The following is a 26388-nucleotide window of genomic DNA, read 5'->3' on the forward strand; positions in this document are numbered from 1 at the left end:
CCATGAAAACGCGTTTTCTTGCGGCGCTTGCCGTGTTTGCGAGTGCGTCTTCGGCAGATGCGCAATCCATGACGCCGATGCGTGGCGAAGTCACCAGTTTCACGGATGAGTTCGCCATACGCGTTTTTCCGAGCAACCCCTACAAACGGCGCATCGACGTCGCTGTGCGGGTCTACGATGCGAACTTCAAGCCCGTCGCGGCTCGGATCTCCCCTCCAGAGATGTCTCTGGGCGGGGGAGCGTCCCGCGGCGTGCTGGTTGTCGTCGGGTTTGAAGGACAGGCGGAACGGCGCGTGCGCGTATGCACGGAAAGTATTCCATTCCCGGGTACAAAAATGAGTGTGAGGACCCAGGTATGTGGACGATTTATCGCCCGGCACCGCTTATTACGATGACTGGCGTCGTGGCCTGGCTGCTGTGCAGTGGCGCGCAGGCGTCGGATCGCGGTTCTTTCGTCAATCAGAATCAAACCGGGATAACCTTGCCTGGGGTGGTTTCACCAAACGGGTTCGATGAAGTTCGAGCGTCGGATGGCACAAGTTGCCGTTCGGCGATGTCTGGTTCCGGCGCCTATATGGATTCCGGCGTGATCGGCGGCGGCCTCAACGGAAACACCAGCACGCTCTCTGCCTATGGCCGGCTCGTAGTTCCTCTCGGAGAGCGGCCAAGACGGCTGGATTGCGACCGTCTCTACCAGCTTGAGCTTCGGCGATTGCAGCTTGAGGTGGACCTGCTCGAGCGTGGGCTCAATCAGCGCCCTGCCGCCGGCCTTCCCGCCGATTCCGCAATGAGCGGCGGGTGGGCGCAGGGTCCGGGGTGGAGCGCGGGCGAGCGAAAGTAACCTTGATATGCCGCGGCTGCTGATGCCGCATGCACTGGCTCTCCGCTTGCGACACGCGCTGCCGCTTGCGGAACGACCGTTGCCGCCACAGACGCTAGGATTCTTCTCGACCGTCCGTGATTGACGGACCCGACGAGAGAGCATTCACTATGACGATGATCATGGCCGCGGGTGAAGATGCGGGCGCGGAGTCCGGACGCGGCCCGCGCGCCGCGATGCCTTTGCATCGTCAGCGCGGCGCAACGCCGCCCCCACTTCGGCAGGCTCAGGAGCATGTGAGAGCCCGGCCCTTCGGATGGGACAGGACGAACTCCTGGACGTCGTTGCGCTGTTTGGACGATGCCCCGCATCGCCCTGCGCAGCGCGCCTAGCCAGCGGAGCGCCCTGTCTCATCAGATCGGTCATTGTCATTGGTCCCTGGTATACCCGCTCTATCGCTCTGTCTGCGACATGCTTCGATGCTCGCTGACCGTTCAGCACCGCTTGGCTGAATACGATGTGATGGAGAATCCCGTGCCGACTGCGCGGGCCGCGGACATCGAAGGCCGGTGTCATGAACCAGAATTCGCCGGATGAATTTCCAGCCACCCTGGACGTCGTCGCCGAAGGCCGCCGCAGCAGGAGCGGGAGACGGCGCTTGAAGCAATTGCGGCCGCAAATGATCCGCAGTGCCGCCCGGTCGTGCCTGGGCGCGAGAAGTGCAAATAGAATTCTTTTAATAAAGAATAATTTTGTTATTTATATTATGTATGAAGCATAACTTTGCATGTATAACTATAATGTATCGATGAATTTAAATGTAATAGATTTTATAGTTGACTCTTTGTGTCAACTAAACGAGATGTTGCTTCGCGGCTCCTATCGGCCGTTCAAAAACTACGGAGAAAATTATGAATAAGTTCCTTCTGGTCGCTGGCATTTCGCTGGCCGCGATGACCACTTCGGCCTTCGCCGCGAGCGGTGACATGCAGTTCAACGGTGACATCCTGGATGGCTGCAGCATCACCATCGACGCGGCCGGTACACTGGCAGCCAATGCCGCGCTGAGCGAGCTGAGCTCGACGGAGGCCGGCGGTTCGTCCGGTCGTGCGACGATCCTCGCGACGGCAGGTGGTCTGAGCGTGTCAACCGCCGCTCCGGCCGCATTCAGCGCAGCGCCGGGCGGTGCCGCCGCGACCTTCGCGTCGTTCTATACCGCTGATGGCGTCACCACGGCCGGGCGGAGCCCCGGTGCGACACTTACGGCGCTTAACGCGGGGACGACCACCCTCGAAGTGGATCTCGTCGCGACTTCCACTGGCGGTGCGTTCCCGGCCGGTGCTTATGCGGCGGACGTCACGGTAACCTGCGAGTAAGGAAAACAGCATGAAGGAAGGTGTTCTCGCGTTGATTATCGCGCTGGCGGTAGCAACGCCGACGGCGGGACAGTCTATGACCCCGATGCGTGGCGAAGTCACCAGTTTTACGGATGAATTCGCCGTGCGTATCTACTCCCGCAACCCGTATAACCACCGTGTCAAGGTTGCCGTGCGGGTTTATGACTCGGATTTCAAGCCGATTGAGGCGCGGGTTTCACCTTCCGAAATGCTGCTTGGCGGCAACGCCAGCCGACCCGTTCTCGTCGTGGTCGGCTTCGAAGGGGAACGGGAGCGCCGCGTGCGCATCTGCACGGAGAGCGTTCCCTTCCCCAATCAGGAAGTGCGTGTAAAGGGGCAGGTATGTGGAAAATTCATCGCGCGGCGCAGGTAGCCGTCACGGCTGGCCTGTTTGTCGCTCTATCGGGTGCGGCGGGGCTTGCGAATGACCGCGCTTACATCGTCAACCAGAACCAGACCGGCATTACATTGCCCGGTGTTCATTCACCGAACGGTTTTGACGAAATCCGCGCCGCGGATGGCACCACCTGCCGCGCGGCGATGTCCGGTTCCGGCGCTTTTGTCGATTCGGGCGTGATCGGCGGCGGCTTGGGAACCAATTCCAGCAGCTCGTTGGCCGCTTACGGTCGGCTCGTGATTCCGCTCGGACAACGACCGACGCGGCTCAATTGCGATCGGCTTTATCAATTGGAGCTGAGACGGCTGCAATTGGAGGTCAAGATGCTGGAACGTGGGCTCGATCCTCGCTCCAGCAACAGCGCTCCGCTCAATGCCGAATGGGCCGGCAGCGATGAATGGAGCACTGGCGACCGCAAATAGGCCGCGCTGCCGCGTGCGGATTCGCCCCGGTTGCGACACGCTTTGCCGCTCGCGGAACGGCTGTCGCAACCGGATTCGCTAGGATTTGCTCGATCGTTCGTCTTCGGCGAATTCAGCGAGAGAGCTTCAAATATGGTTATGACTGCAGCCGCGGATGAAGAGACAGGCGGCGAGCCGAGGCGGGCACCTGCTGGCAGAGGCGAACGCGGCGGCGCCGCTGCGCGGCGCGCGACGCGCAGCGGCGGAGGCCCCGGTGAGCAACTTACCTACATCCGCCGGGCGATAAAGCCGTATGAAGTGCTGGACGAGGAAGGGCTTGCCCTGATCGAGGCCAATGCCGACACGGTGCTGGAAGAGATCGGCATCGAGTTTCGCGACGACGCCGAAGCCCTGGCTTTGTGGAAGGAGGCCGGCGCCGACGTGCAGGGCGATCGGGTGCATTTTCCCAAGGGCCTGTGCCGTGAACTCATGAAGACGGCGCCGTCCGTGTTTACCCAGCACGCGCGCAATCCCGCCCGTTCCGTCGAGATCGGCGGCGATGCGACCGTCTTCGCGCCGGTCTACGGGCCACCCTTCGTGCGCGACCTGGAGGGCAATCGCCGCTATGCGACGATCGAGGACTTTCGCAATTTCGTAAAACTCGCCTACATGGCGCCGTCGATCCACCATTCGGGCGGCACGGTGTGCGAGCCTGTCGACGTGCCGGTCAACAAGCGCCATCTCGACATGGTGTTCGCGCATATGCGCTATTCCGACAAGCCGTTCATGGGTTCGGTGACGGCGCCCGAGCGGGCGGAAGACACGGTGGCGATGGCCAGGATCCTGTTCGGCGAGGAATTCGTCGACAACAACACCGTCGTCATCAACCTGATCAATGCCAATTCGCCGATGGTGTTCGACGAGACCATGCTGGGCGCGGCCAAGGTCTATGCCCGCGCCAACCAGGCCTGCATCATCACGCCCTTCATTCTGGCCGGCGCCATGAGCCCGGTGACGGTTGCCGGCACGCTGACGCAGGTGCTGGCCGAGGTGCTGGCCGGCGCCGCCTTCACGCAGCTCGTGAGGCCCGGAGCGCCGGTGCTTTTCGGCACATTCGCCTCGTCGATCTCGATGCAGTCGGGCGCGCCGACCTTCGGCACGCCCGAGCCGTCGCTCGTCTCCTATGGCGCGGCGCAGCTGGCGCGGCGCGTCGGGTTGCCGTTCCGCACCGGCGGCTCGTTGACCGGCGCCAAGACCGCCGATGCGCAAGCCGCCTATGAAAGCGCCAACACCCTCAACTCGACCGTTCTGGCCGGGACCAATTTCGTCCTGCACGCGGCGGGCTGGCTGGAGGGCGGGCTGGTCTCCTCCTATGAGAAATTCATGATGGATGTCGACCAGCTCGGCATGCAGCAGCGCTTCTGCGAGCCGATCGACCTGTCGGAGAACGGCCAGGCGATGGACGCCATTCGCGAAGTGGGGCCGGGCAGCCATTATCTCGGCTGCGCGCACACCCAGGCGAATTTCCAGACGGCTTTCTACCGCTCCTCGATTGCCGACAACAATTCCTATGAGCAATGGGCGGCGGAAGGCGAAAAGGCGGCGCATCAGCGGGCCAATCAACTGGCGCGCAACTGGCTGGAAATGTATCAGGCGCCCGAGCTGGACCAGGGAATCGAGGACGGCCTGACGGATTTCGTCGCCAGGCGCAAGGAATCGATGCAGGACGCCTTCGCCTGATACCGTCAGTCGATGCGCCGCGCCTTCAATGTGCGGCCGTCGGCGGACTGCAGGACCAGTGCGCCATCGGCCGTCATGGCTAGGTGGCGGACAGCCGCCAGTATTTCGAGAAACTTGTGCTCCTGGTTCATCAATGCCTCGGCGCAGGCCATCTGTGTCGATGCGGCCCGGCTGATCGCAAGTGTCCCGTCCTTCTCCGTCCAGCCGGCGCTGTAGCTGTTGCACGAGGCGCGGCCGGCAATGCGGCCGTCCTCACCGAAGGTGAAGGTAACCTGTGAACTGTCGATGATGCCGCCCCGGTCGATGTCCTCGCCCCGCCATTCGACGCCGATGACATCGCTCAGGGCGACGAGGCCAAAGGGCGGCGGCGCCTTGTAGGGCTTGAGGAGCACGTCGCCGAGCTTGATGTCCTTCGCGCCGGTGTCGACCAGCACCGGATCGCTGATCCTGCCGGCCTGCAATCCGTTCAAGATGCCGCCGCGCAGGAGATAGGTCTTGCCGGGTTCGAACCGCGCCCGCTCGACGTCAAGAGTGAACGGGATCGGCACCTGGCGGCCGTCGGTTTCGAGGCGTGTTTCGGCCAGCACCGAGGCTCCTTCCGGCGCGTCGGCGGCGCGAATCTCGACCACGGCGAGGCTGTCGGGCGGCAACGCTATGCGCTGCCTGTAGGTCAGCTCTCCGGTGATGCGGAGCGTCGCGCTTTCATCCGCCTGGGCGGACGACATGACGATCATGCCCAGCATGACGAGCAGGCTGCGGAGAATGGGCGATGACGGCACGGGCATGAAGCGCTCCTTCAGGTCAGGATTCCTATTGTGCGCCGGCGCGATAATAGACGAATGGGGCGGAATTGGCGTCGGCCGAGACAGCAAAGACATCGTAGCGGGCCAGTGGATCGTTGCCCATGCCAAGCGATCCCTGCGGCATGCCGGGCGTGGCGATGCCGGCAATCGCCGGGCGCTCGGCAAGCAGCTTGTCGATGGCTTCGAGCGGCACATGGCCTTCCAGGAAATAGCCGTCGATTGCCGCTGTGTGGCAGCCTTCCATGGCGGCGGGCACGCCCACCTGCCGCTTGACCGGCGTCAGGTCTTCCAGATCGTTGATCTCGACCGCATAGCCGGCCTTGCGCATTTCTTCCGCCCATTCGTGACAGCAGCCGCACCACGGCGTTTTCCAGATGGTCATCGAGCGCCCCTCGGCGGCATTGGAGGTGGCGCCGGATCCCAAGGCGGCGAAGGCGAAAAGCGTGGCGGCGAGAGCGGTTTTCAGACCCATGGTCATCTCCTGATCGGTGCGGCGTGGCGCTGATGCGGAACGATGTTAAGGCTTCTCCTTGCTGGAAGGTCAAGGCCGTCGATGCAAGCGGCGCGCTTGCCTGCCGGGCATCCGCGTTTATGATGCGTTGCACGGTGCATTCGTGCCGCATTTCAGCATCCGGAGAGTTTTATTCATGCAAAAGCGCCATCTTGGACGCAGCGACCTGATGGTCTCGCAAATCTGCCTCGGAACCATGACATTCGGTGAACAGAACAGCGAGGAGGAGGCCCACGCGCAGATGGACCTGGCCGCCGAGCGCGAGGTGAACTTTCTCGACATGGCGGAACTCTACCCGACACCACCGAAAGCGGAGACCCAGGGGCGCACGGAACGGTTCGTCGGCACATGGATGAAGGCGCGGGCAAACCGCGACCGGACGATCGTCGCCTCGAAGGTGGTCGGCCGCACGGCCAATGACTGGTTCCGCGGCGGACGGCCGTCGAAACTGGTGCGCGCGGATATACTCGACGCCGTCGACAAATCGCTCGACCGGTTGCAGACCGACTATATCGACCTCTACCAGATTCACTGGCCGGACCGGGAAACGCTGTTCGGCTCGAACCCGATGCGTGTCACCGCGTTTGCCGAACCGCTGGCCGACGAGACGCCGATCGGCGAAACGCTGGCGGTCTTCGGTGAACTGGTGAAGGCCGGGAAAATTCGCCATTTCGGCCTGTCGAACGAAAGCTCCTGGGGCGTGATGCGCTACGTCGCCGAGGCCGACGAGGGTGTCGGTCCGCGCGCCATCTCGCTGCAGAACAGCTACAGCCTGGCCAACCGCGCCTATGAGGTGAACCTTGCCGAAACGTGCCATCGCGAAGGTTTGGGCCTGCTGGCCTATTCGCCGCTGGCGCAGGGCTATCTGTCCGGCAAATACGACCACGGGGCGCTGCCGGCAGGGTCGCGCAAAGCGCTGTTCAACCGCCTGCAGCGCTATGAGAAGCCGGGCGCGGCGGAGGTTTTCGCCGCTTACAACGCCATGGCGCGCGATTTCGGCCTTACACCGGCGACGTTTGGCCATGCCTTCGTCAACTCGCGGCCATTCGTGACCGCCAACATCATTGGCGCCACGACGATTGCCCAGCTCGATGAGGCGCTTTCATCGGTCGATGTCGGTTGGACCAAGGAGATGCAGGACGCGGTGGACGGGCTGCACCAGAGGGTCGGCAATCCCTGTTTCTGAGCCTGGCGGGGGGAAGCCGAACAGCCAATCGGTCTTGCGCTTTCGCGTTTCCGGGCAAAAATTTCGCGGGGCCTGTCGGGAGCGGGGCAGATCGGCCGTCCTTGGGGCATCGTCAAGCGCGGCGCGCCAGCGACCGCCCCAGATCCCGGAGACCGACATGCTGAAGAAAATGCTGATCGTCTTGTTTGCCGCCGCCGCTCTTGCTGGGCCGGCGATGGGCCAGACCCAAGATGGAAAAAGCTCCACGGAAGCCACTGCATCGGCCATTCCCGCCGCAAGCAAAAGCGGCCATGTGATGGCCAATGGCGTGAGCTATTACTACGAGATTCGCGGCGAGGGCGAACCGCTGCTGCTGCTGCATGGCGGGCTTGGCCTGCTCGAGATGTTCGGCCCGGTGCTCGGAATGCTTGCCGGCGAACGGCAGGTGATCAGCGTCGATCTGCACGGCCATGGCCGCACGGCGCTCGGCGACCGGCCGATCAGCCTGACCGACATGGGTGGCGACATGGCCGTCATCCTGAAGGAGCTGGGCTACAGCCAGGTGGATGTCATGGGCTATTCGATGGGCGGCGGCGTGGCCTTCCGGCTGGCGGTGCAGCATCCGGAGACGGTGCGCCGGCTGGTTCTGGTCTCGGCGGGTTTCGCCCAGGACGGGTTCTATCCGGAAATGCTGCCGATGCAGGCGCAGGTGGGCGCGGCGATGGCCGACATGATGAAGGGCACGCCGATGTATGAATCCTACGTGGCGGTGGCGCCGGACCCGAACGCGTTTCCTGAACTGCTCGACCGGATGGGCGCGATGATGCGCGAGCCCTACAATTTCGCCGACGACGTCAAGACGCTCAAGATGCCGGTGATGCTGGTCTATGGCGACAGCGACATGTACCGGCCGGAGCACATCGTCGAATTCTACCAGCTGCTCGGCGGCGGGCTGAAGGATGCCGGCTGGATGCGCGAGAACATGTCGCAGAACCGGCTGGCGATCCTGCCCAACCAGACCCATTACGACATCGGCGTTTCGCCGAAGCTGGCGGAGACGGTGCTGCCCTTCCTCGACAATGACGACCCGGTGAAGAGCTGGGCGAGCCACGTCGAGGGCGCCAAATAGGCGCTGGCGCTCACTGTGAACACAGAACCGCCGCGGCTCGCACGCGGCGGTTTTTTCTTGCCCGATCCAGGGGTCAGACCGTGCCCGGCTGTGCCCGGTCCGGGCCCAGAACGACGACCTTGGAGCCGGGCTGCACGCGTTGATGCAGGTCGATGATGTCGTGGTTGAACAGGCGGATGCAGCCGGAGGAAACCGACTTGCCGATCGACCAGGGCTCCGTCGTGCCATGGATGCGGTAGAGCGTGTCCCTGCCGTCCTTGTAGAGATAGAGCGCGCGTGCGCCGAGCGGATTGTCGATGCCGCCCAGCATGCCGGCAGCGAGCGGCCGGTAACGCTCCGGCTCGCGCTCGATCATGGCCAGTGTTGGCGCCCAGTTGGGCCATCGGGCCTTGCGGCCGATGGTCCCGTCGCCCTCATACTCGAGCCCCGCCTTGGCGACGCCGATACCGTAGCGCATCGCCTGGCCGTTTTCCTGCACCAGGTAGAGGAAGCGTTGGTAGGGGTCGACGACGATCGTCCCGAAGCGCTCGTCGGTCGGATAGTCGATCTGTTGGCGCAGATACTGCCGGTCGATCTTGGTGACGTCGAGGGCGGCGATGATTTCATCGCCATCGTCGATCTCGCTGTACATTTCCGTGTAGTAGGCGCGTTGCGGCCAGGATTGCTCGACTGCCGTCTGTCCGCCGCCAAAGCGCGTCGTGGTGCAGGCGGCGGTGACGAGCGGCAACAGGCCGACGACCAGAAGGCGGCGCAGCGGCACCGGCGTATCGGCGGGCGAGACGGGGCGGGCGAAGGGAGAAGTCGTCATGGTCGGCAACCGGTCTGATGAATGGTTTTGGGATGGGGGCGGCTGGCGCCCGACGATGCCCGGCCATGCCACGGGGACGGGCCGAAAATGTGGCGCCGCGGGACCCGCGCGCTAATGTCGCGCCGCCGCTTTTCCAATGCCGGCCGCGGGTGTATCCTGACACCCTGGATGACCAGCAGGCGGCCTGCCGAGGGCTTGGCGCGGCGCTGGTCCTGTCAAGCGATGGCGAGACGCCGCCTTGTCGATGATTTGTTGTCCGCGCCGATCGTGCCGGCCGCCGAGGCGGAAACGGCGGAGCGTGCCCGCACACGGCGCGCCCGCGAGAAGGTGGAAAGGATCAGGATCATGGGCATCGCGATGACAATGCATGAATTTCTCGAGGACAATCACGTCCCCTACGACATAGCCAGGCATGCCAGGACCGGCAATTCGACGATGACGGCGCGGGTGAGCCATGTGCCGGGCAAGGCGCTGGCGAAGGGCGTGGTGCTGAAATGGGATGGCGGCTATATGCTGGCCGTCCTGCCGGCGTCGCGCCAGGTGGATCTGGGCAAGGTCGGCGAGATCGTCGGCGAAAAGGTGGAGCTTGCCAGCGAAGAGGAAGCGGCGCGGCTGTTTCCCGATTGCGAGGAGGGCGCCGTGCCGGTCTTCGGCGTTCCCTACAGGATCGCCTCGATGCTCGATGAAGATCTGGAGATGGACCGCGACATCTATTTCGAAGGCGGCGACCACCGCACGCTCGTCCATGTGACCGGCGCGGGATTCGAACGCTTGATGTATGGCATGCCGCGAGGCCGGATCAGCGCATGAGGGCGGCGTGGTAAAGACGTCGGACGGGCGGGCGGGTGGCGTGCTGTCCGCCGCACCGGCCAGAGCATGAGCCATTGCGTTTTGGTTAACGCAGTGATTCAAACTTTATTCGCCTCTTTGCGCTAGTGATCGAAATTCGCTCAGAGGCAAGGCGCGCCGCGCCCGCATGCCGTCTGGGCCGATTGTCGGGGCGTCATGCGTTCTTCTTCGTTGTTGATACTCTTGTCGATCTGCCTTGGCCTGGCTGCCTGCACGCGCGGCGCGAGCATCGATACGGCGCTGCAGATCACAAAGCCGTCGATGGAGACGACCGCTTCGGTCGTGCGGCCTGATGTCGGGATACCGCAGGCGCCGGTGCCGGAACAGGCCGGTGAACAGAGTGTTGCCGGGCATATCAGCGAGGCCGGCATGACGGCGATCGCCGAGCCTGACCGGGTATCCGCGCCGGCGCTGGAGCAGGTGGCGCTGATCACGCCGCCGAAACCGGCCCTGCGCCCGAAGCCCGCCGCGCGGAACTCGGCGCCTGCCGCGCGCGGCCAAGTCTATCGCAGCCGCTTCAGCGATGCGAAGCCGATCAATTTCGGCAAGGTGACGCCGCAGCACCACGCGGTGCACGGGGTCGACGTGTCGCGTTGGCAGGGTGACATCGACTGGGAAAAGCTGCGCGAGCGGGGCGCGAACTTCGCCTATATCAAGGCGACCGATGGCGGCGACCATCTCGACCCTATGTTCAGGAAGAACTGGGAGGCGGCGAACCGGGCCGGCATCAAGCGCGGCGCATACCATTTCTTCTACTGGTGCCGAAAAGCTTCCCAACAGGCCGACTGGTTCATCCGCAACGTGCCCAAGGTGAAGGGCGCGCTGCCGCCGGTGATCGACGTTGAGTGGAACCATCTGTCGAACTGCAAGCGCCGCCCTTCGCGCGCCGACGTGATCGAGAAGATGGAAGTCTTCATGGACCGGCTGGAGCGGCATTACGGCCAGCGGCCCATCATCTACACGGCGCCCGATTTCTATGCCGACAATCTGAAGGGCGCTTTCCCGAACCATCCGTTCTGGCTGCGCGCAGTGGCTCAGCATCCCTCAAAAGTCTATCCGGGGCGCGAGTGGGTGTTTTGGCAATATTCCGGATCGGGCCTGAGCCAGGGCGTCAACGGGCGGATCGACCTGAATGTGTTTCGCGGCGATGAGAGCGCCTGGTGGCGCTGGGTCGGCAAGACCTCCGGGTAATGGCGGCTGACGACGACGGGACGGTTTGCACCGGCCGGCATCCTTGCCTAAAACGGTTGGCGTGCGCATTCTTGCGCAAGCGCCCCTCCAGCCGAGCCAAATCCCATGACAGATCTCATTCCGGTTTTCGACGGTCATAACGACGCGCTGCTGCGGCTTTACCAGGCGAACGACGCCACTGTGGAGGCGCGCTTCATCGAGGGGCTTCCCGGCGGCCATATCGACCTGCCGCGGGCGCGGAAGGGCGGTTTTGCCGGCGGCATGTTCGCCATTTTCCCGCCGCCGCTGGAGCAGCCGGGCGCCCGGCGCGCGATGAGCACGGACGACGAGGCGCCGCCGGCGCTCGAGCGGGCCGAAGCGTTGTCCTCGACATTGGCGATGGCCTCGATCCTGCTTCGGCTGGAGCGCATCTCGGACGGCGCCTTCACCGTCTGTCGCAGCGCCGGGGCGGTGCGCACCGCCGTGGAGAAGGGATCGCTGGCGGCTGTGTTCCACATCGAAGGGGCCGAGGCGATCGACACCGACCTTGCCCTGCTCGACGTGCTTCATGCGGCGGGCCTGCGTTCGCTTGGCCTGGTGTGGAGCCGGCCCAACGCCTTCGCCCATGGCGTGCCGTTCCGCTTTCCGGCAACGCCGGAGATCGGTCCGGGCCTGACCGACGCCGGCAAGGCGCTGGTGAAGGCCTGCAACCGACTGAACGTCCTGGTCGACCTGTCGCACCTGAATGCCGAGGGTTTCCGCGACGTGGCGAAGATCAGCGACGCACCGCTGGTCGCCACCCATTCCAACGTGCACGCGATCTGCGGCCATTCGCGCAATCTGATGGACTGGCAACTCGATGCCATCCGCGACACGGGCGGCATGGTCGGGCTCAACTTCGCCACCGGATTCCTGCGGCCGGACGGGCGGATGGGCGGCGATACCGGCCTTGACGTCATGGTCCGCCATCTTGACGCGCTTCTGGAGGCGCTGGGCGAGAATGGCGTCGGGCTGGGCTCGGATTTCGACGGCGCGCATGTGCCGAAGGCGATCGGCGACGTGTCTGGCCTGCCGAAGCTGATCGATGCGATGGAAAAGGCCGGTTACGGGCGCGAACTGATCGAGAAGATCGCCTGGCGGAACTGGGTGGGCATGCTGGAGCGGGTGATCGGGTGAGGGGTGGTCAGGTCAGCCGCACCAGGATTCCCTGTGGCCACGCCAAGGGTGGGCGAGGCCCTCGGCGACGAGAATTTGGCCAAGTGAACGACCGTTACGGTAGATGCTTCTAAGCTTGCGGCCATACGCGTCGCGGTCGCGCAATGTGGTGCGGCGTATCTCCACGGGGCCGGCGTTGAGCAGCTTGTGCAGTCGCTTCTGCGCTCGCCGGGCAAGTATCGCCTCACGGTTGCATTGCGGGTTCGCGAGTTCGGGGGTGTTGATGTCGGCAATTCGGATTTTTTCCCCGCCGGCATAGAACGTGTCCCCGTCGACCACACAATCGATGCGTGGGCCGAAGCCGCAGAGCGAGAAGCTGCGCTTGACGCCGGATTTATCTGGCGCTGCAAGGCCGATTGGGACAGCAAGGCGCTCAACAGACGGTATGAGGTAGTAGCCGGCGGCAAGGCCCATCATTATTGCAAGAGCGAGGAAGCCGCCATAGTCGGACAGGCTGCTTCGCTGCCGTCTGGCTTGTCGGGGCTGCGATCGACCGTCGTGCCAAGTCTGCGTGCGGCGGTTCTTCCTCTCAAAAGTGTAGATATCGCCCATTGTCACCCCCGTCGTGGCGGGAGGATCGCAAGTGGACGTTGAGATGCCGTTCAGGGGGTGGAGAAGATTTTATGAAATTGCGGCGCGATCTCTGAAATCGCTCAGGCTGAATTTTATCTATGCCTCTATGTATTCCGCCAAACTCACCGGTTCTGGCACAGGCAGGCCGTCTTCGCGCAGGCCTTCTATGTGAAAGCGGATCGCTTCGCCAATCGCAGCTTCGGCGTCGGCAACCGTGGTCCCCGTTGCGACACAGCCGGGCAGGTCGGGCACATAGGCAGAGTAATTGCTCTCTGCCTTTTCAATAATAACCGCGTAGCGCATGATCAATCCTTCAAGCCGGCTTGCTTGAGAACGCTGTTCAACGTGCCAGGCGCGATATCGTCGGACGGCTTACCGGCGACCGTCACGCACCCGGACTTTGTCTCATGCTTATATTGGCGATGGCTGCCTCGCATTGCAACGAGATACCATCCATCCTGCTCCAGAGACCGAATAACGTCGCGTACTTTCACGGCAACTGGACCTCCACGAATGTTTCAGAGCATTTTATGGAGGTCCATGATTGTCATGTTTCCGCGGTTTGCGCTCAGCTACACCCGCTCGTCGCTCCGCAGGTGTCGCACTTCTCGCAGGTCCCATTCCGCACCATCGTGAAGTTCTGGCATTCCGAGCACATGTTGCCCGTATACCCCTGCATGATGGCCTGCTGGCGGCGGTGGGTTTCGACCTTCTTGGCTGCGGCTGCCTCCTCGGCTGCCGCGTCGGTGAACAGGGCGTCGGCGACCTCCTCGTGGGCGGCTTCCTGGGCCAGTTCCTTGGCGCGTTCCTCGTAGTCGCGGCGGAAGGCGGTGGCTTCCTCCTGCAGTTCGGCGACGGCCGGCTTCAGCGCGCGCACCGTGGCGCCCGTCGCGATGGCGCGGACGTTGGAGGCCGTATGCGCCGTGGCGGCGGTGCTGGCCTCGCCCTTCGGCTCGCTCGTCTTGCCGGACACGACCTTGAACGGCGCGCCGCGGGTCAGGCCCTTGGAGAAGGGGGTCGCCTTGCCCTCGGTGATGCCGCGGCCGAGCGCGGTGTTGGTGAAGTCGCTGGTGTCGACATGGGCGAGGTCCGAACGGTCGAGATAGGAGACCGCCAGTTCGCGGAACACGTAGTCGAGGATCGACGTGGCGTTCTTGATGGCGTCATTGCCCTGGACCATGCCGGCCGGCTCGAATTTGGTGAAGGTGAAGGCCTCCACATATTCCTCGAGCGGCACGCCATATTGCAGGCCGAGAGAGATGGCGATGGCGAAATTGTTCATCATGGCGCGGAAGGCCGCACCTTCCTTGTGCATGTCGATGAAAATCTCGCCGATGCGGCCATCGTCGAACTCGCCGGTGCGCAGATAGACCTTGTGTCCGCCGACGACGGCCTTCTGGGTGTAGCCCTTGCGGCGGTTCGGCAGCTTTTCGCGTTCGCGCACCAGTTTCTCGACGATGCGCTCGACGATCTTTTCGGTGACGATCGTCGCCTGGGCGGCGGCTGGCGACGCGATCAGCTCCTCGACCAGGTCGTCGGCCTCTTCCTCGTCATCCGACAAGAGCGAGGCGTTGAGCGGCTGCGAGAGTTTCGAGCCGTCGCGGTAAAGCGCATTGGCCTTCAACGCCAGCTTCCAGGAAAGCATGTAGGCTTCCTTGCAGTCGTCGACCGTGGCGTCGTTGGGCATGTTGATGGTTTTCGAGATGGCGCCCGAGATGAAGGGCTGCGCCGCCGCCATCATGCGGATGTGGCTGTCGACCGACAGATAGCGCTTGCCGATCTTGCCGCAGGGATTGGCGCAGTCGAAGACGGGCAGGTGCTCGTCTTTCAGATGCGGCGCGCCCTCCAGCGTCATGGCGCCGCAAATGTGGATGTTGGCGGCCTCGATCTCCTTCCTGGAGAAGCCGAGGGCAGGGAGCATCTCGAAGGAGAAATCGTCGAGCTGCTCCTGCGTGAAGCCGAGCGCAACCTTGCAGAATTCCTCGCCCAGCGTCCATTTGTTGAAGGCGAACTTGATGTCGAAGGCCGATTTCAGCGCCGTGTTGAGCGTGGCGATGACCGCGTCGTCGAACCCCTTGGCCTTCAGCGTCGTCGGGTTGATGCCCGGCGCCTGGTTGAGATTGCCGTGGCCGACGGCATAGGCCTCGATCTCGGCGATGTCGGCTTCCGAATAGCCGAGCGTGCGCAGCGCCTCGGGCACGGCGCGGTTGATGATCTTGAAATAGCCGCCGCCGGCCAGCTTCTTGAACTTGACCAGGGCGAAGTCGGGCTCGATGCCGGTGGTGTCGCAATCCATGACCAGGCCGATCGTGCCGGTTGGCGCAATCACGGTGGCCTGGGCGTTGCGGTAGCCATGCTTCTCGCCAAGCTCGAGCGCCCGGTCCCAGGCAGCCTTCGCATGCTCGATCAGGTCGGCATGCGGGCATTCCTCGGCCTTCAGCGGCACCGGATTGACGGCAAGCTTTTCATAACCGTCCGTCTCGCCATGGGCGGCGCGGCGGTGGTTGCGCATGACGCGCAGCATGTGGTCGGCATTGCGCTCGTAATCGGGGAAGGGGCCGAGCTCGCCGGCCATTTCGGCGCTGGTCGCGTAGGCGATGCCGGTCATGATCGCCGTCAGCGCGCCGCCGATGGCGCGGCCTTCAGGGGAATCATAGGGAATGCCGGAGGTCATCAGGAGGCCGCCGATATTGGCGTAGCCGAGGCCCAGCGTGCGGTACTCGTAGGACAGGCGGGCGATTTCCCTGGACGGGAACTGCGCCATCATGACGGAGATTTCCAGCACCATGGTCCACAGGCGCACCGTGTGCTCGTAGGCCGCGATGTCGATCGAGCCGTCCTTGTTGCGGTACTGCAAGAGGTTCATCGAGGCCAGGTTGCAGGCCGTGTCGTCGAGGAACATGTATTCCGAGCACGGGTTGGAGGCGCGGATGGGGCCTGCCGCCGGCGCGGTGTGCCAGTCGTTCATGGTGGTGTTGTAGTGCAGACCGGGATCGGCCGATGCCCAGGCGGCGTAGCCGATCTTCTCCCACAGGTCACGCGCCTTCAAAACCTTGGCCGGCTTGCCGTCGATGCGGTTGATCAGCGTCCAGTCGCCATCGTTCTCGACGGCGCGCAGGAAGTCATCCTTGAGCGAGACGGAATTGTTGGAGTTTTGGCCCGAAACGGTGAGATAGGCTTCCGAATCCCAATCCGTGTCGTAGGTCTTGAAGGCGATGTCCGTATAGCCCTGCCTGGCGAACTGGATGACGCGCTTGATGTAGTTTTCCGGCACGGCGCTGCGCTTGGCGGCTTTCACCTCGCGCTTGAGGGCCGGGTTCTTCAGCGGGTCGAAGCAATCGTCCCGCGTGGCTTCCGAGCCCGCCTCGCAATTGACACAGGCCTTCATGATGGCTTCGAGGTGTTTCTTGACGATCTTGGAGCCGGTGACGAGGGCGGCAACCTTCTGCTCCTCGTTCACCTTCCAGTCGATATAGGCCTCGATGTCGGGATGATCGGCGTCGACCACCACCATCTTGGCGGCGCGGCGGGTGGTGCCGCCCGATTTGATGGCGCCGGCGGCGCGGTCGCCGATCTTGAGGAAGGACATCAGGCCCGACGATTTGCCGCCGCCCGACAGGCGCTCGCCTTCGCCGCGCAGATGCGAGAAGTTGGAGCCGGTGCCGGAGCCGTATTTGAACAGGCGCGCCTCGCGCACCCAAAGATCCATGATGCCGCCTTCATTGACCAGATCGTCGCCGACGGACTGGATGAAGCAGGCATGCGGCTGCGGATGCTCGTAGGAGGATTTGGACTTGGTCAGTTTGCCGGTGAAGGGGTCGACGTAATAGTGCCCCTGGCCGGGACCGTCGATGCCGTAGGCCCAATGCAGGCCGGTGTTGAACCATTGCGGGGAATTGGGCGCGACGCGCTGCGTGGCGAGCATGTAGCACAATTCGTCCATGAAGGTCTGCGCGTCTTGTTCCGAATCGAAATAGCCGCCTTTCCAGCCCCAATAGGTCCAGGTGCCGGCAAGCCGGTTGAAGACCTGGGCAGCGCTCGTCTCGGAGCCGGTGCGCTCGCCCTCGGGCAGGTCGGCAAGGGCTGCCTCGTCGGCCACCGAACGCCACAGGAAGGAGGGAACGGAATTTTCCTCGACCTTTTTCAGGCGCGCCGGCACGCCGGCCTTGCGGAAATATTTCTGCGCCAGGATGTCGCTGGCGACCTGGCTGAACTGTGTCGGGACGTCGATATTCTCCAGCCGGAAGACGATGGAGCCATCCGGATTCTTGATTTCACTGGTGGCCTTGCGGAAGGGAACCTCCGCGTATGGGCTCTGACCTTCCTTCGTGAACCGGCGTTCGATGCGCATTTTGTCCTCTTGCCCCTATTCCCAAATATAGTGTCCGTGACGGCGAAACGCCTCATCACATTTTTGCCGTCACGGACGGTTGTCCGCCGTCTGCCGTCCGCCTGTGCGAACGGCTCTCCTGATACTGAAGGTTGGTGCTTCTCACGGGGCTCGCCCCGCTTCCAAAAGCCTTGTCCCGCTCTATGCGGAACCGCCCCCAACCTGACGCTTATGCGACCATAATGTCACAGAACCTTCACACTATCTGGTAAGGAGAATATCTGAAGACACTAAATATAGTGTTAACAGCTTCTTTTCGCCAGACCGGAACGCCATACGTCATCCGCATTTTTTCCACGGCGCGAACAGCTCCGCTCTGCCCGAATCATGTCCGGGCAGCCCTTGGAAACTCAATACAAATTTGGAAAATCGACCAACGCGAAGCTTGGCCAATCGCGCCTTCAGACGCCGACGCGAAATCCATAAAAAGCGACTCGCCGCCGCCCGTCAAGCTATCGTTCTTGGATGATTTGTGACCGCAAGATGTTGTGTGTGTCGGTTGTGAATAATGGGGATGGCTTTTGCCCGGGCTTGCGTCTTGCAGAACCGGGCTTTCCCACGGGCTGCGGCCGCGACGGCGGCGATTGGGCGCGTGGCTCAGGCCATCAGGTCGAGCACGAGAAAAATACCGGCCGACAGAAGTGCTGCCGCCGGCACGGTCGTCACCCAGGCGGCGACGATGGTGCGCACATGGACGCGGCGCACCAATTTGCGCCGGGCGACCTCCTCGCGCGACGTGCTGTGCATCTCCAGTTCCTCGTCTTCCTCCGCAGAGGAGGCGCCGTTCTTCTTCAGCTGGACGCCCTTGCGCTCCAGGTAGGCGCGGCGGCGCTTTGAATGGGCGGTGTACCATTCGCGGAAGAAGCCGACGCCGAAAATTGCGCCGACCGCCGTGTGCGTGGAGCTGATCGGCAGACCGAAGGCGGAGGCGATGATGACGGTGATGGCCGCCGACAGCGCAACGCAGAAAGCGCGCATCGGATTGAGCTTGGTGATCTGCTCGCCGACCATGCGGATGAGCTTGGGACCGAACAGGACCAGGCCGAGGGAAATGCCGACGGCGCCGATGACCATCACCCAGAAGGGGATGGCGACGGTGGTGTTGACGGCGCTTTCATGGACGGTGAAGACGATGGCCGCCAGCGGGCCGACGGCATTGGCGACGTCGTTGGCGCCGTGGGCAAAGGAGAGGAGGGCGGCGGAGATCACCAGAGGCAGCTTGAACAGGCGGCGCAGCGACTGGTTGCGGTTCTCCAATCCCTCCGACTGGCGGCGCACCAGGATGCGGGCGAAGAACCAGGTGACGGCGAAGAAGGCCAGGCCGACGAGAAGCGTGCCGAGGCCGCTGACCGCAATGACCCGGTTGAGTCCCTTGGTGGTCAGATAGGCGGAGAAGGCGCCGGCCATGACGGCGATCAGCAGCGGCACCCAGCGCCGGGCGGCCGAGATCTTGTCGTCCTGGTAGATGATGGCGGTCTTGATGAAGGCGAGGAACAGCGCAGCGACGACGCCGCCGATCAGCGGCGAAATCACCCAGCTGGCGGCGATCTGCGTCATCATCGACCAATCGACTGAGGAGAAGCCGGCTGCCGCGATGCCGGCGCCGACGACGCCGCCGACCACCGAATGGGTGGTCGAGACGGGGGCGCCGATCCAGGTCGCCAGATTGATCCACAGGGCGGAAGAGAGGAGAGCGGCCATCATGGCGCGGATGAAGGTTTCGGGCGTGCCGACGGCAGCCGGATCGATGATGCCCTTGGAAATGGTGCCGACCACTTCACCGCCGGCGATCAGCGCGCCGGCGCTCTCGAATATGGCGGCGATCAGCAAGGCCCCGCCGAGGCTCATCGCCTTGGCGCCAACGGCCGGTCCGACATTGTTGGCGACGTCGTTGGCGCCGATATTGAGGGCCATGTAGGCGCCGATCGCCGCGGCCGCGATGATGATGATGGCGCCGGGCTCGCCGATCACGTAGGTGGCGGCAAAAATCGCCGTCAGCGCCAGGAACAGGAGGCCAAGACCCGGCGCCACCAGGCCGCGGGCCACCGTGCTGGTGGCTTCCTCCACATGGACGAGCTTGTCGAGGTCCTTGTCGAGCGTCTGCTTGCGCGGCGTCGCGGCTGTGTCGGTCATGCCATATCCAATTTGCGACCGGCGCGGCGCCCAGGGAACCGCACGGCATCAACATTCATCTCGGGTTAGGAAACATAGGCCGGCACGGCAAGCGCAGAGCTGAAAAACAAGTCGCTCAGGCAGCGATTTCCCGTGGATTGTCGGCAAAGCGCATGATCAGCTCGGCCAGATCGGGCTCATCGACCAGGGCAGCCGCATCGCGCGCGGCAAACCATTGGCGGGTGCGACGCTTGCGTTCGGGCCATTTGGCCAGTTCGCGGGTCACTTCCATGGGAACGATGGCCACTTCGCAGCGCCATTCGACGCCCGAGCCGCGCAGCTTGCTGTAGTAGAAGCGGCCAAACTCCTCGGCTTCGGCGCGGCCCTTGATGCCGGCCTCTTCACGCGCCTCGCGCGTGGCGGCCTGCGAAAGGGATTCCGGCCCTTCGGGCCAACCCTTGGGCAGCACCCAGCGCCCGGTGTCACGGCTGGTCACCAGCATGATTTCGACGCGACCGTCCGTGTCGGCTTTTCGCCATGGCAAAGCCGCTGCCTGGACGCGGCGCGGATTGCCGCCGAACAGACGCCGGACCTTCTCGGTCAACCGCATGCGTGTGCAGTGACTGATAATCGCACTTCTCCTTCATCCCGGGTGCTTTACGCCCGGATTCCAGTTGTCGCCGCAACTTCCTGTTTTTACATTTTTTTCGCGATCGGCGAAATCACAGTTCTTCGCCGCGAGCGTGGGCAGCGAATCAAACAACGCTCAGCCCTTGCGCACACAAATAGTTACTTTGGGTGAAGAATCAACCGTTTGATGCAAGTTCCGTGCATGCGAGAGCCTGCGAAACCGCGTCGGCGGGCGTCCCCCAAAACTCATCGTGAATCAGTTCGCCAAGCGGCGTGCGCGTGCGCCAACCGCGCTGCTCGAGTTCGGGGCGACCGAAGAACCCCCTGACGTGGCCGACGCAGAGATAGCCGACCAGCCGGATATGGTCGGGAATGCCGAGCGCGACCTTGACGCGGGCCGGGTCGAGAATGCTGACCCAGCCGACGCCAATGCCTTCGGCGCGCGCCGCAAGCCAGAAATTCTGGATGGCGCAGACCGTGCTGAACAGGTCGGTGTCGCGCATGTGAGTGGCGCCGAGCACCACCGGGCCACCGCGGGTCGGATCGCTGGTCACGCAGACATTGAGGGGCGCGGTCGCGATGCCCTCGAGTTTCAAAGCCTTGTATTGCGCTTGCTTCTGCTCGGGAAACAGGCTTGCCGCCTGTTCGTTCGCGTCGGCGAATATCTCGGCGATCTTCTGTCGCGTCCGCGGGCTGCGCACGAGGATGAAATCCCATGGCTGCGACAGGCCGACGGATGGGGCGTGGTGGGCCGCGGTGAGGATGCGCGCCAAGGTGGCGTCGTCGATCGGGTCGGGAAGAAATTCGCCGCGCACGTCGCGGCGCGTGGCGATGGCCTGGTAGACGGCCTGCCGGTCCGTCTCGGCGAAGGCGGCTCCTGGTTGCAGGTCAAGCCCGCTGCTCGACGGGGTTGGCTTGTCCGTCATGCCTGCATCTCCCTGTGCTGAACCGTTGCGAGGCTCGGCGGTTCAGCCGCGTTCGTTCTCGGCGATCGGCTTCTGGTAGGAAAAACCCATGTCCCAGGGGAAATAGATCCAGGTGTCCTGGGAGACCTCGGTGACGAAGGTGTCAACCAGCGGCCGGCCCTTCGGCTTGGCGTAGACCGTGGCGAAATGCGCCTTCGGCATCATCGCCCGGACGATTGCCGCGGTCTTGCCGGTGTCCGTCAGGTCGTCGACGATCAGCACGCCCTCGCCGTCATTTTCCAGCAATGCCGGGTTGATCTCCTTCAGGACCTTGAGGTCTCCCTGTTCGGTGTAGTCGTGATAGGAGGCGACGCAAACGGTTTCGATGAGGCGGATGCCCAATTCGCGCGAAATGACGGCGGCCGGCACGAGGCCGCCGCGCGTGATGCAGACCATGGCTTTCCATCCGCCATTGACGCCGGACAATCGCCAGGCCAGGGCGCGGGCATCGCGGTGAAACTGATCCCAGGAAACGGGAAAGGCTTTTTCGGGAAGGGACATCGGCAACGCACTCCGCAAAAGGCGCTTCTGCGCCAGGACTGGGGCGCCGCGGCGCCGAGACTGGAATGCGCGGTGAATTAGCCGGAAAGGGATGCCGAGCGCAAGCCCGGCATCGATCATCCCTCTGGAATCGGTCGCATCAAGGCAAGCTCAATGGGCCATCAGGGTCGGCACGGTCATCGATTGGAGAATGGTGCGGGTGGCGCCGCCGAAGACGAACTCCTTCAGGCGCGAACGGCCGAAGGCGCCCATGACGAGGAGCGTTGCGCCGGTGTCGGCGATGCGGTTGTCGATCACCTCGCCATGCGAGACGCCGCCGGAGCTTTCCACCTTCACCGTCACCTTGATGTCGTGGCGGGCAAGCGCTGCGGCGATGGCCGTTCCGGCCATCGAGGCGTCGCGTCGCGGCGTATCGTGCGGATCGATGCAGAGAATTTCGACACTCTCGGCCTCCCTCATGAAGGGCAGGGCGTCGAAAGCGGCGCGCGCCGCCTGGCGGCTGCCGTTCCAGGCGAGCAGGACCTTCTCGAACCGGGCGGCGCGCTCCTTGCGGATATACGGCACGAGCAGCACCGGACGACCGGTCTCGAACAGCAGTGCCTCGACATTGGCGGCCATGCTTGACGTGGCGTCCGGATCGGTCTGCTGGACGATGACCAGATCGGCGCTGCGGGCGCTCTCGATGCCAGAGATCGCCGAATCGCCCGACACGCTGTCGAAGCCGCGCCACTCATTGGTCACGCCCTCGATGCGCGCGCGCTCGCTGAACAAGGCGCGGATCACCGCATGGCGCCGTCCGGTTTCCTCCTGCATGTCGATGCTGAGATCGACCACGGGTCCGCCCATCGGCGAGGCCATGACCATCGGCAACGCTTCGGCATGCAAGCCGATCACATGACTGTCGTGACGGGCGGCCAGCGGCAGGGCCAGATCGAGGACGCGCGGCGCGTCCGCTTCGCTTTGAAGAATGGCAAGGATCGTCTTGTAGGTCATGTCAGCCTCCTTGAAGGGCGGTAAGCGGCAGTGGACGTCAGTCTATCTCATTGTTTTTCCGCATTTATGCGGACGCCAGGTGTGTCCACCTGACGGCAAAATGCTATAGGCGGAATCCTGTCCGGCACCTTGCGCCAGATCAACGGATAACGGGTTCCTTCGGTTGCAAATCCTTCAACATGGCTTCGACCGCCGCGGCAGCCATTGCCATGGCATCGGAGGAACGCGAGCGAACGACGATTTCGGTCCAGAACGTGCCGTCCTGGTATTTTGGATAGGAGCCGATAATCGTCTCGGGGTTGGCCGCCTGGATTTCGCCGAGCGGACCGCCGATCGTGCCCTCGGGCAGCGATGAGGGAATCGTTTGCGAAACCAGCTTGGTGCCGGTCTCGAGCGTCGGCACCACCGTGTCGAGCATGGCCTGGAAGATCGCCGGCACGCCAGCCATCACATAGACGTTGCCGATGCGAAAGCCGGGCGCGATGGAAACCGGGTTGTCGATGTGCTCCGCGCCTTCGGGCATGCGCGCCATACGCTTGCGGGCGTCGGAGAATTCTATGCCACGGGCGGCATAATGCTGCTCCAGCAGCGCAAAGGCCTTCTGATCGTAGCCGCAGGGCACGCCGAAGGCATGGGCGATCGAATCGGCCGTGATGTCGTCATGCGTCGGGCCGATGCCGCCGGTGGTGAAGACGTAGGTGTTGCGGGCGCGCAGTTGGTTGACCGCCTCGGCGATGGCGTCGCGGTCGTCGGAAACGACGCGGACCTCGCGAAGATCGATGCCGACCGCCGTCAGCATATCGGCCAGATGGCCGATGTTGCGGTCCTTGGTGCGGCCGGACAGGATTTCGTCGCCGATCACCACCATGGCGGCCGTTACTATCTCGCTCATTGCGCGTTGATCCTCATTCGACTGCCGAGAGATAGCCCCCTGACGGGACCAGGGCAATGGGTGTCGAATGGTGAACAGTGTGTCGGCGAACAGGCGGTTTTCGGTGAACCGATTGCTGTTTAAGTGAAGACGGAGCCGGACACCGGCATTGAGAGACAGATCGACGATCGGAGCGTGAAGCATGACCAAGATCCTGGTTTTATACTATTCGAGCTGGGGCCATATGGAAGCGATGGCCAAGGCGGCGGCTGACGGCGCACGGGAGGCCGGCGCCGACGTGACCATCAAGCGTGTCCCCGAACTGGTGCCCGAGCAGGTGGCGCGCAACGCCCATTACAAGCTCGACCAGGATGCGCCGGTGGCCGATCCCCTGGAGCTTGCCGATTATGACGGCTTCATCTTCGGCATTTCGACCCGCTACGGCATGATGGCGGCGCAGATCAAGAATTTCCTCGACCAGACCGGTCCGCTGTGGACCGAAGGCAAGCTGATCGACAAGCCGGCGACGGTGATGTCGTCGACGGCGACGCAGCATGGCGGCGCCGAGCTGGCGTTGGCCACCACGCAGCTCGCCCTGCAACATCACGGAATGTTGATCGTGCCGCTTTCCTATGCCTATCAGGACCAGATGGGCAACGACACGGTGCGCGGCGGAGCGCCCTACGGCATGACCACGACCACCAATGGCGATGGCTCGCGCATGCCTTCGAAACAAGAGCTGGAAGGCGCCAAATTCCAAGGCAAGCGGCTTGCCGAAATCACCGCCAAGCTCGCTGGCTGAAGTGTTTCGGCGGCCCTGCCGGGGCGGGCGGGCGGCCATGCGCCGCCCGTCTTTCATGGTCTTGTGAACATACGTATTTTCTGATGAACACACGTATCCGCTTGATCACGCGCGGTTCTGCGGCTAGTCGTTGCCTTGAGCGGACGTGGCGAAATTGGTAGACGCAAGGGACTTAAAATTCCTCGATCCTAGATCGTGCGGGTTCGATCCCCGCCGTCCGCACCACCACAGCGCTCCGTTCGGTTCCCCTTGATTGCTCAGACGGCATCCGGCCGATGCTCGGCGATGACCGCCAGGAAAGCTTCACCGTAACGGTCGAGCTTGGCTTCGCCGATGCCTGAAATGCCGGCCATCGCGGTGCGCGAGGCGGGGCGGGCGGCGGCCATCTCGATCAGCGTCTTGTCGTGGAAGATGACATAGGGCGGCAGGTTCTGCGCCCGCGCGAGCTCGATGCGCTTCTCGCGCAGCGCGTTGAACAGGGCGCTGTCGGTTTGATTGAGGAGAGCGGCCGTATCGCCCCGCGTCGTCTTGCGGCTTCTCCCCTTGGCGGAAGGCGGCGGGGTGCGCAGCATCAGCGCGGGCTTCTCACGCAGGAAACGCCGGCCCGCCTCGGCGATGGACAGGCCGCCATGGCCGGCGAGGTCGACATGGATGAAGCCGTGGGCGATCAACTGTCGCAGGATCGAGCGCCAGGTGCGCTGATCGTGCTCCTTGCCGATGCCGTAGGTCGAGACCTGGTCATGGCCGAAACGGGCGATGCGCTCGTCATCCTCGCCAAGCAGAACGGCGACGATGTAGGCCTGGCCGAAGCGTTCGCCGGTGCGGTGGATGCAGGACAGGGCCTTTTGCGCTGCAATCGTTCCGTCGAAGCGTTCTGGAGGATTGGCGCAGGTGTCGCAATTGCCGCACGGCGCGCAGGCGTCGCCAAAATAGTTCAGCAGGACCTGGCGGCGGCATTGCGCGGTTTCGGCAAGCCCGAGCAGCGCGTCGAGCTTCTGCTGTTCCATGCGTTTTCGCGCGTCGGGGGCGTCCGATTCGTCGATGAAGCGGCGGCGCAGCGCGATGTCGTCGGCGCCATAGAGCATCAAGGCCTCGGAGGGCAGGCCGTCGCGGCCGGCACGGCCGGTTTCCTGGTAATAGGCCTCGATGCTGCCGGGCAAGTCGATATGGGCGACGAAGCGCACATCCGGCTTGTCTATGCCCATGCCGAAGGCGATGGTGGCGACCATGACGACCGCCTCCTCGCGCTGGAAGCGGGTCTGGTTTATCTCGCGCGCCGCTTTGTCCATGCCGCCGTGATAGGCGAGCGCGTTGTAGCCCTGGTCGCGCAGCCAGGCGGCGGTTTCCTCCGTCTTGCGCTTCGACAGGCAATAGACGATGCCGCTTTCGTTCTCGTGGGCTTGCAGAAAACGCATCAACTGGCGGCGCGGATTGTCCTTCTCCTCGACGGCGTAGCGGATGTTCGGCCGGTCGAAGCCGGCGATGAAGCTGTCATCCTCGCCGATCTGCAGATGGGCGACGATCTCGGCGCGTGTCGGCGCGTCGGCGGTGGCCGTCAGCGCCATGCGCGGCGTGTCTGGGAACAGCTCGACCAGGCCGTCGAGCTGGCGGTAATGCGGGCGGAAATCATGGCCCCACTGCGACAGGCAATGGGCCTCGTCGATGGCGATCACCGACAGGGGAACGCCGCGCAGCCGATCGATGATGCCCGAGCGCAGCAGCGTTTCGGGCGCGGCATAGAGAAGATCGAGCGCGCCCTCGCCAATGGCGCGCCACAGTTCGCGCCGCTCCTCCGGCGGCAGGTCGGAATTGAGCGCTGCGGCGCGCACGCCGGCCTGGCGGAGCGCGGCCACCTGGTCGGCCATCAGGGCGATCAGCGGCGAGACGATGAGGCCGAGGCCCGGCCGGCAAAGGGCGGGAATCTGGTAGCAGAGCGATTTTCCGCCGCCGGTCGGCATCAGCACGAAGGCATTGTTGCCGGCAATGACGTGATCGACGATCTCCGCCTGGCTGCCGCGAAAAGCGTCATAGCCATAGACGGTCTTCAGGATTTGCAGGGGATCGGTGGTCACGGCAGGCCTGTCGGGGAATCGGAAGATGGCCCGTCATAGCAGGTTTGCAATGGCGTTGCAGGGGCTAGGTCCCG

Annotated in this window: 26 protein-coding genes and 1 tRNA gene; 13 read left to right on the plus strand and 14 right to left on the minus strand. The window is 63.7% G+C overall.

The genetic code is table 11. From position 1 onward, the window contains the following. Positions 1-2: 2 nt before the first annotated feature. From AB843_RS24920 to AB843_RS09150, 6 genes are all read left to right on the plus strand, one after another. Positions 3-395, plus strand: a complete 393-nt coding sequence (locus AB843_RS24920) for a hypothetical protein (RefSeq protein ID WP_082143730.1) — start codon at positions 3-5, stop codon at positions 393-395. Beyond that, the gene (locus AB843_RS09130) at positions 356-841 is read left to right on the plus strand and encodes a hypothetical protein (protein ID WP_053086115.1); all 486 of its coding nucleotides are present in this window, start codon (positions 356-358) and stop codon (positions 839-841) included. Before AB843_RS24920 ends, AB843_RS09130 begins: the two co-directional genes overlap by 40 nt. An 890-nt stretch (positions 842-1731) precedes the next feature. After that, a complete protein-coding gene (locus tag AB843_RS09135) occupies positions 1732-2196 on the plus strand; it encodes a hypothetical protein (RefSeq protein WP_048646520.1) in 465 nt (154 codons plus the stop codon). Between the two features lie 10 nt (positions 2197-2206). Continuing rightward, complete coding sequence (locus AB843_RS09140; protein WP_048646521.1) at positions 2207-2590, plus strand: hypothetical protein; 384 nt, start codon at positions 2207-2209, stop codon at positions 2588-2590. After that, entirely contained in the window at positions 2560-3036 is a 477-nt protein-coding gene (locus AB843_RS09145; RefSeq protein ID WP_048646522.1) for a hypothetical protein, read from the plus strand. Before AB843_RS09140 ends, AB843_RS09145 begins: the two co-directional genes overlap by 31 nt. A 132-nt stretch (positions 3037-3168) precedes the next feature. Then, on the plus strand, positions 3169-4755 hold the full coding sequence (locus tag AB843_RS09150) for a trimethylamine methyltransferase family protein (protein WP_048646523.1): 1587 nt from the start codon (positions 3169-3171) through the stop codon (positions 4753-4755). 5 nt (positions 4756-4760) lie between these two features. Here the strand turns inward: AB843_RS09150 and AB843_RS09155 are convergent, their stop codons facing one another. Continuing rightward, a complete protein-coding gene (locus AB843_RS09155; protein WP_048646524.1) occupies positions 4761-5540 on the minus strand; it encodes an META domain-containing protein in 780 nt (259 codons plus the stop codon). 25 nt (positions 5541-5565) lie between these two features. Continuing rightward, on the minus strand, positions 5566-6036 hold the full coding sequence (locus AB843_RS09160) for a DUF411 domain-containing protein (RefSeq protein ID WP_425286808.1): 471 nt from the start codon (positions 6034-6036) through the stop codon (positions 5566-5568). A 169-nt stretch (positions 6037-6205) separates the two neighbouring features. Between AB843_RS09160 and AB843_RS09165 the strand changes: the two genes are divergently transcribed. Both AB843_RS09165 and AB843_RS09170 read left to right on the plus strand, forming a co-directional pair. Continuing rightward, positions 6206-7255, plus strand: a complete 1050-nt coding sequence (locus AB843_RS09165; RefSeq protein WP_048646525.1) for an aldo/keto reductase — start codon at positions 6206-6208, stop codon at positions 7253-7255. Positions 7256-7412: 157 nt separating this feature from the next. After that, a complete protein-coding gene (locus tag AB843_RS09170; RefSeq protein ID WP_048646526.1) occupies positions 7413-8363 on the plus strand; it encodes an alpha/beta fold hydrolase in 951 nt (316 codons plus the stop codon). A 73-nt stretch (positions 8364-8436) separates the two neighbouring features. Here the strand turns inward: AB843_RS09170 and AB843_RS09175 are convergent, their stop codons facing one another. Continuing rightward, positions 8437-9171: a L,D-transpeptidase gene (locus AB843_RS09175; RefSeq protein WP_048646527.1), complete on the minus strand. Its 735-nt coding sequence runs from the start codon at positions 9169-9171 to the stop codon at positions 8437-8439. A gap of 222 nt (positions 9172-9393) precedes the next feature. Between AB843_RS09175 and AB843_RS09180 the strand changes: the two genes are divergently transcribed. The 3 genes from AB843_RS09180 to AB843_RS09190 all read left to right on the plus strand — a co-directional run bounded on the left by AB843_RS09180 (position 9394) and on the right by AB843_RS09190 (position 12366). Further along, entirely contained in the window at positions 9394-9981 is a 588-nt protein-coding gene (locus tag AB843_RS09180; protein ID WP_244467936.1) for an aminoacyl-tRNA deacylase, read from the plus strand. A gap of 195 nt (positions 9982-10176) precedes the next feature. Continuing rightward, positions 10177-11211, plus strand: coding sequence for a glycoside hydrolase family 25 protein (locus tag AB843_RS09185; protein ID WP_048646528.1), 1035 nt, complete (start codon positions 10177-10179; stop codon positions 11209-11211). A 105-nt stretch (positions 11212-11316) separates the two neighbouring features. Further along, positions 11317-12366 (plus strand): dipeptidase, encoded by a 1050-nt coding sequence (locus tag AB843_RS09190; protein ID WP_048646529.1) that lies wholly within the window; start codon positions 11317-11319, stop codon positions 12364-12366. 12 nt (positions 12367-12378) lie between these two features. Here the strand turns inward: AB843_RS09190 and AB843_RS09195 are convergent, their stop codons facing one another. The 10 genes from AB843_RS09195 to AB843_RS09240 all read right to left on the minus strand — a co-directional run bounded on the left by AB843_RS09195 (position 12379) and on the right by AB843_RS09240 (position 23461). Then, a complete protein-coding gene (locus AB843_RS09195; RefSeq protein ID WP_244467937.1) occupies positions 12379-12957 on the minus strand; it encodes a thermonuclease family protein in 579 nt (192 codons plus the stop codon). A gap of 117 nt (positions 12958-13074) precedes the next feature. Beyond that, positions 13075-13281, minus strand: coding sequence for a type II toxin-antitoxin system HicB family antitoxin (locus AB843_RS09200; RefSeq protein WP_048646530.1), 207 nt, complete (start codon positions 13279-13281; stop codon positions 13075-13077). Positions 13282-13283: 2 nt separating this feature from the next. Next, positions 13284-13472, minus strand: a complete 189-nt coding sequence (locus AB843_RS09205) for a type II toxin-antitoxin system HicA family toxin (RefSeq protein ID WP_048646531.1) — start codon at positions 13470-13472, stop codon at positions 13284-13286. A 74-nt stretch (positions 13473-13546) separates the two neighbouring features. Then, the gene (locus AB843_RS09210; RefSeq protein WP_048646532.1) at positions 13547-17329 is read right to left on the minus strand and encodes a vitamin B12-dependent ribonucleotide reductase; all 3783 of its coding nucleotides are present in this window, start codon (positions 17327-17329) and stop codon (positions 13547-13549) included. Between the two features lie 636 nt (positions 17330-17965). After that, a complete protein-coding gene (locus tag AB843_RS09215; protein ID WP_048646533.1) occupies positions 17966-19501 on the minus strand; it encodes an inorganic phosphate transporter in 1536 nt (511 codons plus the stop codon). Between the two features lie 115 nt (positions 19502-19616). Beyond that, the gene (locus AB843_RS09220; RefSeq protein ID WP_048646534.1) at positions 19617-20090 is read right to left on the minus strand and encodes an NUDIX hydrolase; all 474 of its coding nucleotides are present in this window, start codon (positions 20088-20090) and stop codon (positions 19617-19619) included. A 196-nt stretch (positions 20091-20286) separates the two neighbouring features. Next, positions 20287-21036 (minus strand): 5,6-dimethylbenzimidazole synthase, encoded by a 750-nt coding sequence (gene bluB, locus AB843_RS09225; protein ID WP_048646535.1) that lies wholly within the window; start codon positions 21034-21036, stop codon positions 20287-20289. A 42-nt stretch (positions 21037-21078) separates the two neighbouring features. Beyond that, positions 21079-21576 (minus strand): xanthine phosphoribosyltransferase, encoded by a 498-nt coding sequence (gpt, locus tag AB843_RS09230; RefSeq protein ID WP_048646675.1) that lies wholly within the window; start codon positions 21574-21576, stop codon positions 21079-21081. Between the two features lie 150 nt (positions 21577-21726). Then, a complete protein-coding gene (locus AB843_RS09235) occupies positions 21727-22569 on the minus strand; it encodes a universal stress protein (RefSeq protein ID WP_048646536.1) in 843 nt (280 codons plus the stop codon). Between the two features lie 139 nt (positions 22570-22708). After that, positions 22709-23461 (minus strand): competence/damage-inducible protein A, encoded by a 753-nt coding sequence (locus AB843_RS09240; protein WP_048646537.1) that lies wholly within the window; start codon positions 23459-23461, stop codon positions 22709-22711. 181 nt (positions 23462-23642) lie between these two features. Here AB843_RS09240 and wrbA point away from each other — a divergent pair, with 181 nt between their 5' ends. Further along, positions 23643-24242, plus strand: coding sequence for an NAD(P)H:quinone oxidoreductase (gene wrbA, locus AB843_RS09245; RefSeq protein WP_048646538.1), 600 nt, complete (start codon positions 23643-23645; stop codon positions 24240-24242). A 139-nt stretch (positions 24243-24381) separates the two neighbouring features. After that, positions 24382-24467: transfer RNA gene (locus AB843_RS09250), tRNA-Leu, on the plus strand. 32 nt (positions 24468-24499) lie between these two features. Here AB843_RS09250 and recQ read toward each other — a convergent pair. Continuing rightward, a complete protein-coding gene (recQ, locus tag AB843_RS09255) occupies positions 24500-26314 on the minus strand; it encodes a DNA helicase RecQ (protein WP_048646539.1) in 1815 nt (604 codons plus the stop codon). Positions 26315-26388: the final 74 nt, after the last annotated feature.

This window comes from Nitratireductor soli (assembly GCF_001050155.1).
GTDB classification, from domain to species: Bacteria; Pseudomonadota; Alphaproteobacteria; order Rhizobiales; family Rhizobiaceae; genus Nitratireductor; species Nitratireductor soli.

Bases quoted from the DNA above. Each gene is read 5' to 3' on its own strand.
- AB843_RS24920 (WP_082143730.1), top strand. From the start codon at position 3: ATGAAAACGCGTTTTCTTGCGGCGCTTGCCGTGTTTGCGAGTGCGTCT.
- AB843_RS09130 (WP_053086115.1), top strand. From the start codon at position 356: ATGTGGACGATTTATCGCCCGGCACCGCTTATTACGATGACTGGCGTC.
- AB843_RS09135 (WP_048646520.1), top strand. From the start codon at position 1,732: ATGAATAAGTTCCTTCTGGTCGCTGGCATTTCGCTGGCCGCGATGACC.
- AB843_RS09140 (WP_048646521.1), top strand. From the start codon at position 2,207: ATGAAGGAAGGTGTTCTCGCGTTGATTATCGCGCTGGCGGTAGCAACG.
- AB843_RS09145 (WP_048646522.1), top strand. From the start codon at position 2,560: ATGTGGAAAATTCATCGCGCGGCGCAGGTAGCCGTCACGGCTGGCCTG.
- AB843_RS09150 (WP_048646523.1), top strand. From the start codon at position 3,169: ATGGTTATGACTGCAGCCGCGGATGAAGAGACAGGCGGCGAGCCGAGG.
- AB843_RS09155 (WP_048646524.1), bottom strand. From the start codon at position 5,540: ATGCCCGTGCCGTCATCGCCCATTCTCCGCAGCCTGCTCGTCATGCTG.
- AB843_RS09160 (WP_425286808.1), bottom strand. From the start codon at position 6,036: ATGACCATGGGTCTGAAAACCGCTCTCGCCGCCACGCTTTTCGCCTTC.
- AB843_RS09165 (WP_048646525.1), top strand. From the start codon at position 6,206: ATGCAAAAGCGCCATCTTGGACGCAGCGACCTGATGGTCTCGCAAATC.
- AB843_RS09170 (WP_048646526.1), top strand. From the start codon at position 7,413: ATGCTGAAGAAAATGCTGATCGTCTTGTTTGCCGCCGCCGCTCTTGCT.
- AB843_RS09175 (WP_048646527.1), bottom strand. From the start codon at position 9,171: ATGACGACTTCTCCCTTCGCCCGCCCCGTCTCGCCCGCCGATACGCCG.
- AB843_RS09180 (WP_244467936.1), top strand. From the start codon at position 9,394: ATGGCGAGACGCCGCCTTGTCGATGATTTGTTGTCCGCGCCGATCGTG.
- AB843_RS09185 (WP_048646528.1), top strand. From the start codon at position 10,177: ATGCGTTCTTCTTCGTTGTTGATACTCTTGTCGATCTGCCTTGGCCTG.
- AB843_RS09190 (WP_048646529.1), top strand. From the start codon at position 11,317: ATGACAGATCTCATTCCGGTTTTCGACGGTCATAACGACGCGCTGCTG.
- AB843_RS09195 (WP_244467937.1), bottom strand. From the start codon at position 12,957: ATGGGCGATATCTACACTTTTGAGAGGAAGAACCGCCGCACGCAGACT.
- AB843_RS09200 (WP_048646530.1), bottom strand. From the start codon at position 13,281: ATGCGCTACGCGGTTATTATTGAAAAGGCAGAGAGCAATTACTCTGCC.
- AB843_RS09210 (WP_048646532.1), bottom strand. From the start codon at position 17,329: ATGCGCATCGAACGCCGGTTCACGAAGGAAGGTCAGAGCCCATACGCG.
- AB843_RS09215 (WP_048646533.1), bottom strand. From the start codon at position 19,501: ATGACCGACACAGCCGCGACGCCGCGCAAGCAGACGCTCGACAAGGAC.
- AB843_RS09220 (WP_048646534.1), bottom strand. From the start codon at position 20,090: ATGCGGTTGACCGAGAAGGTCCGGCGTCTGTTCGGCGGCAATCCGCGC.
- bluB (WP_048646535.1), bottom strand. From the start codon at position 21,036: ATGACGGACAAGCCAACCCCGTCGAGCAGCGGGCTTGACCTGCAACCA.
- gpt (WP_048646675.1), bottom strand. From the start codon at position 21,576: ATGTCCCTTCCCGAAAAAGCCTTTCCCGTTTCCTGGGATCAGTTTCAC.
- AB843_RS09235 (WP_048646536.1), bottom strand. From the start codon at position 22,569: ATGACCTACAAGACGATCCTTGCCATTCTTCAAAGCGAAGCGGACGCG.
- AB843_RS09240 (WP_048646537.1), bottom strand. From the start codon at position 23,461: ATGAGCGAGATAGTAACGGCCGCCATGGTGGTGATCGGCGACGAAATC.
- wrbA (WP_048646538.1), top strand. From the start codon at position 23,643: ATGACCAAGATCCTGGTTTTATACTATTCGAGCTGGGGCCATATGGAA.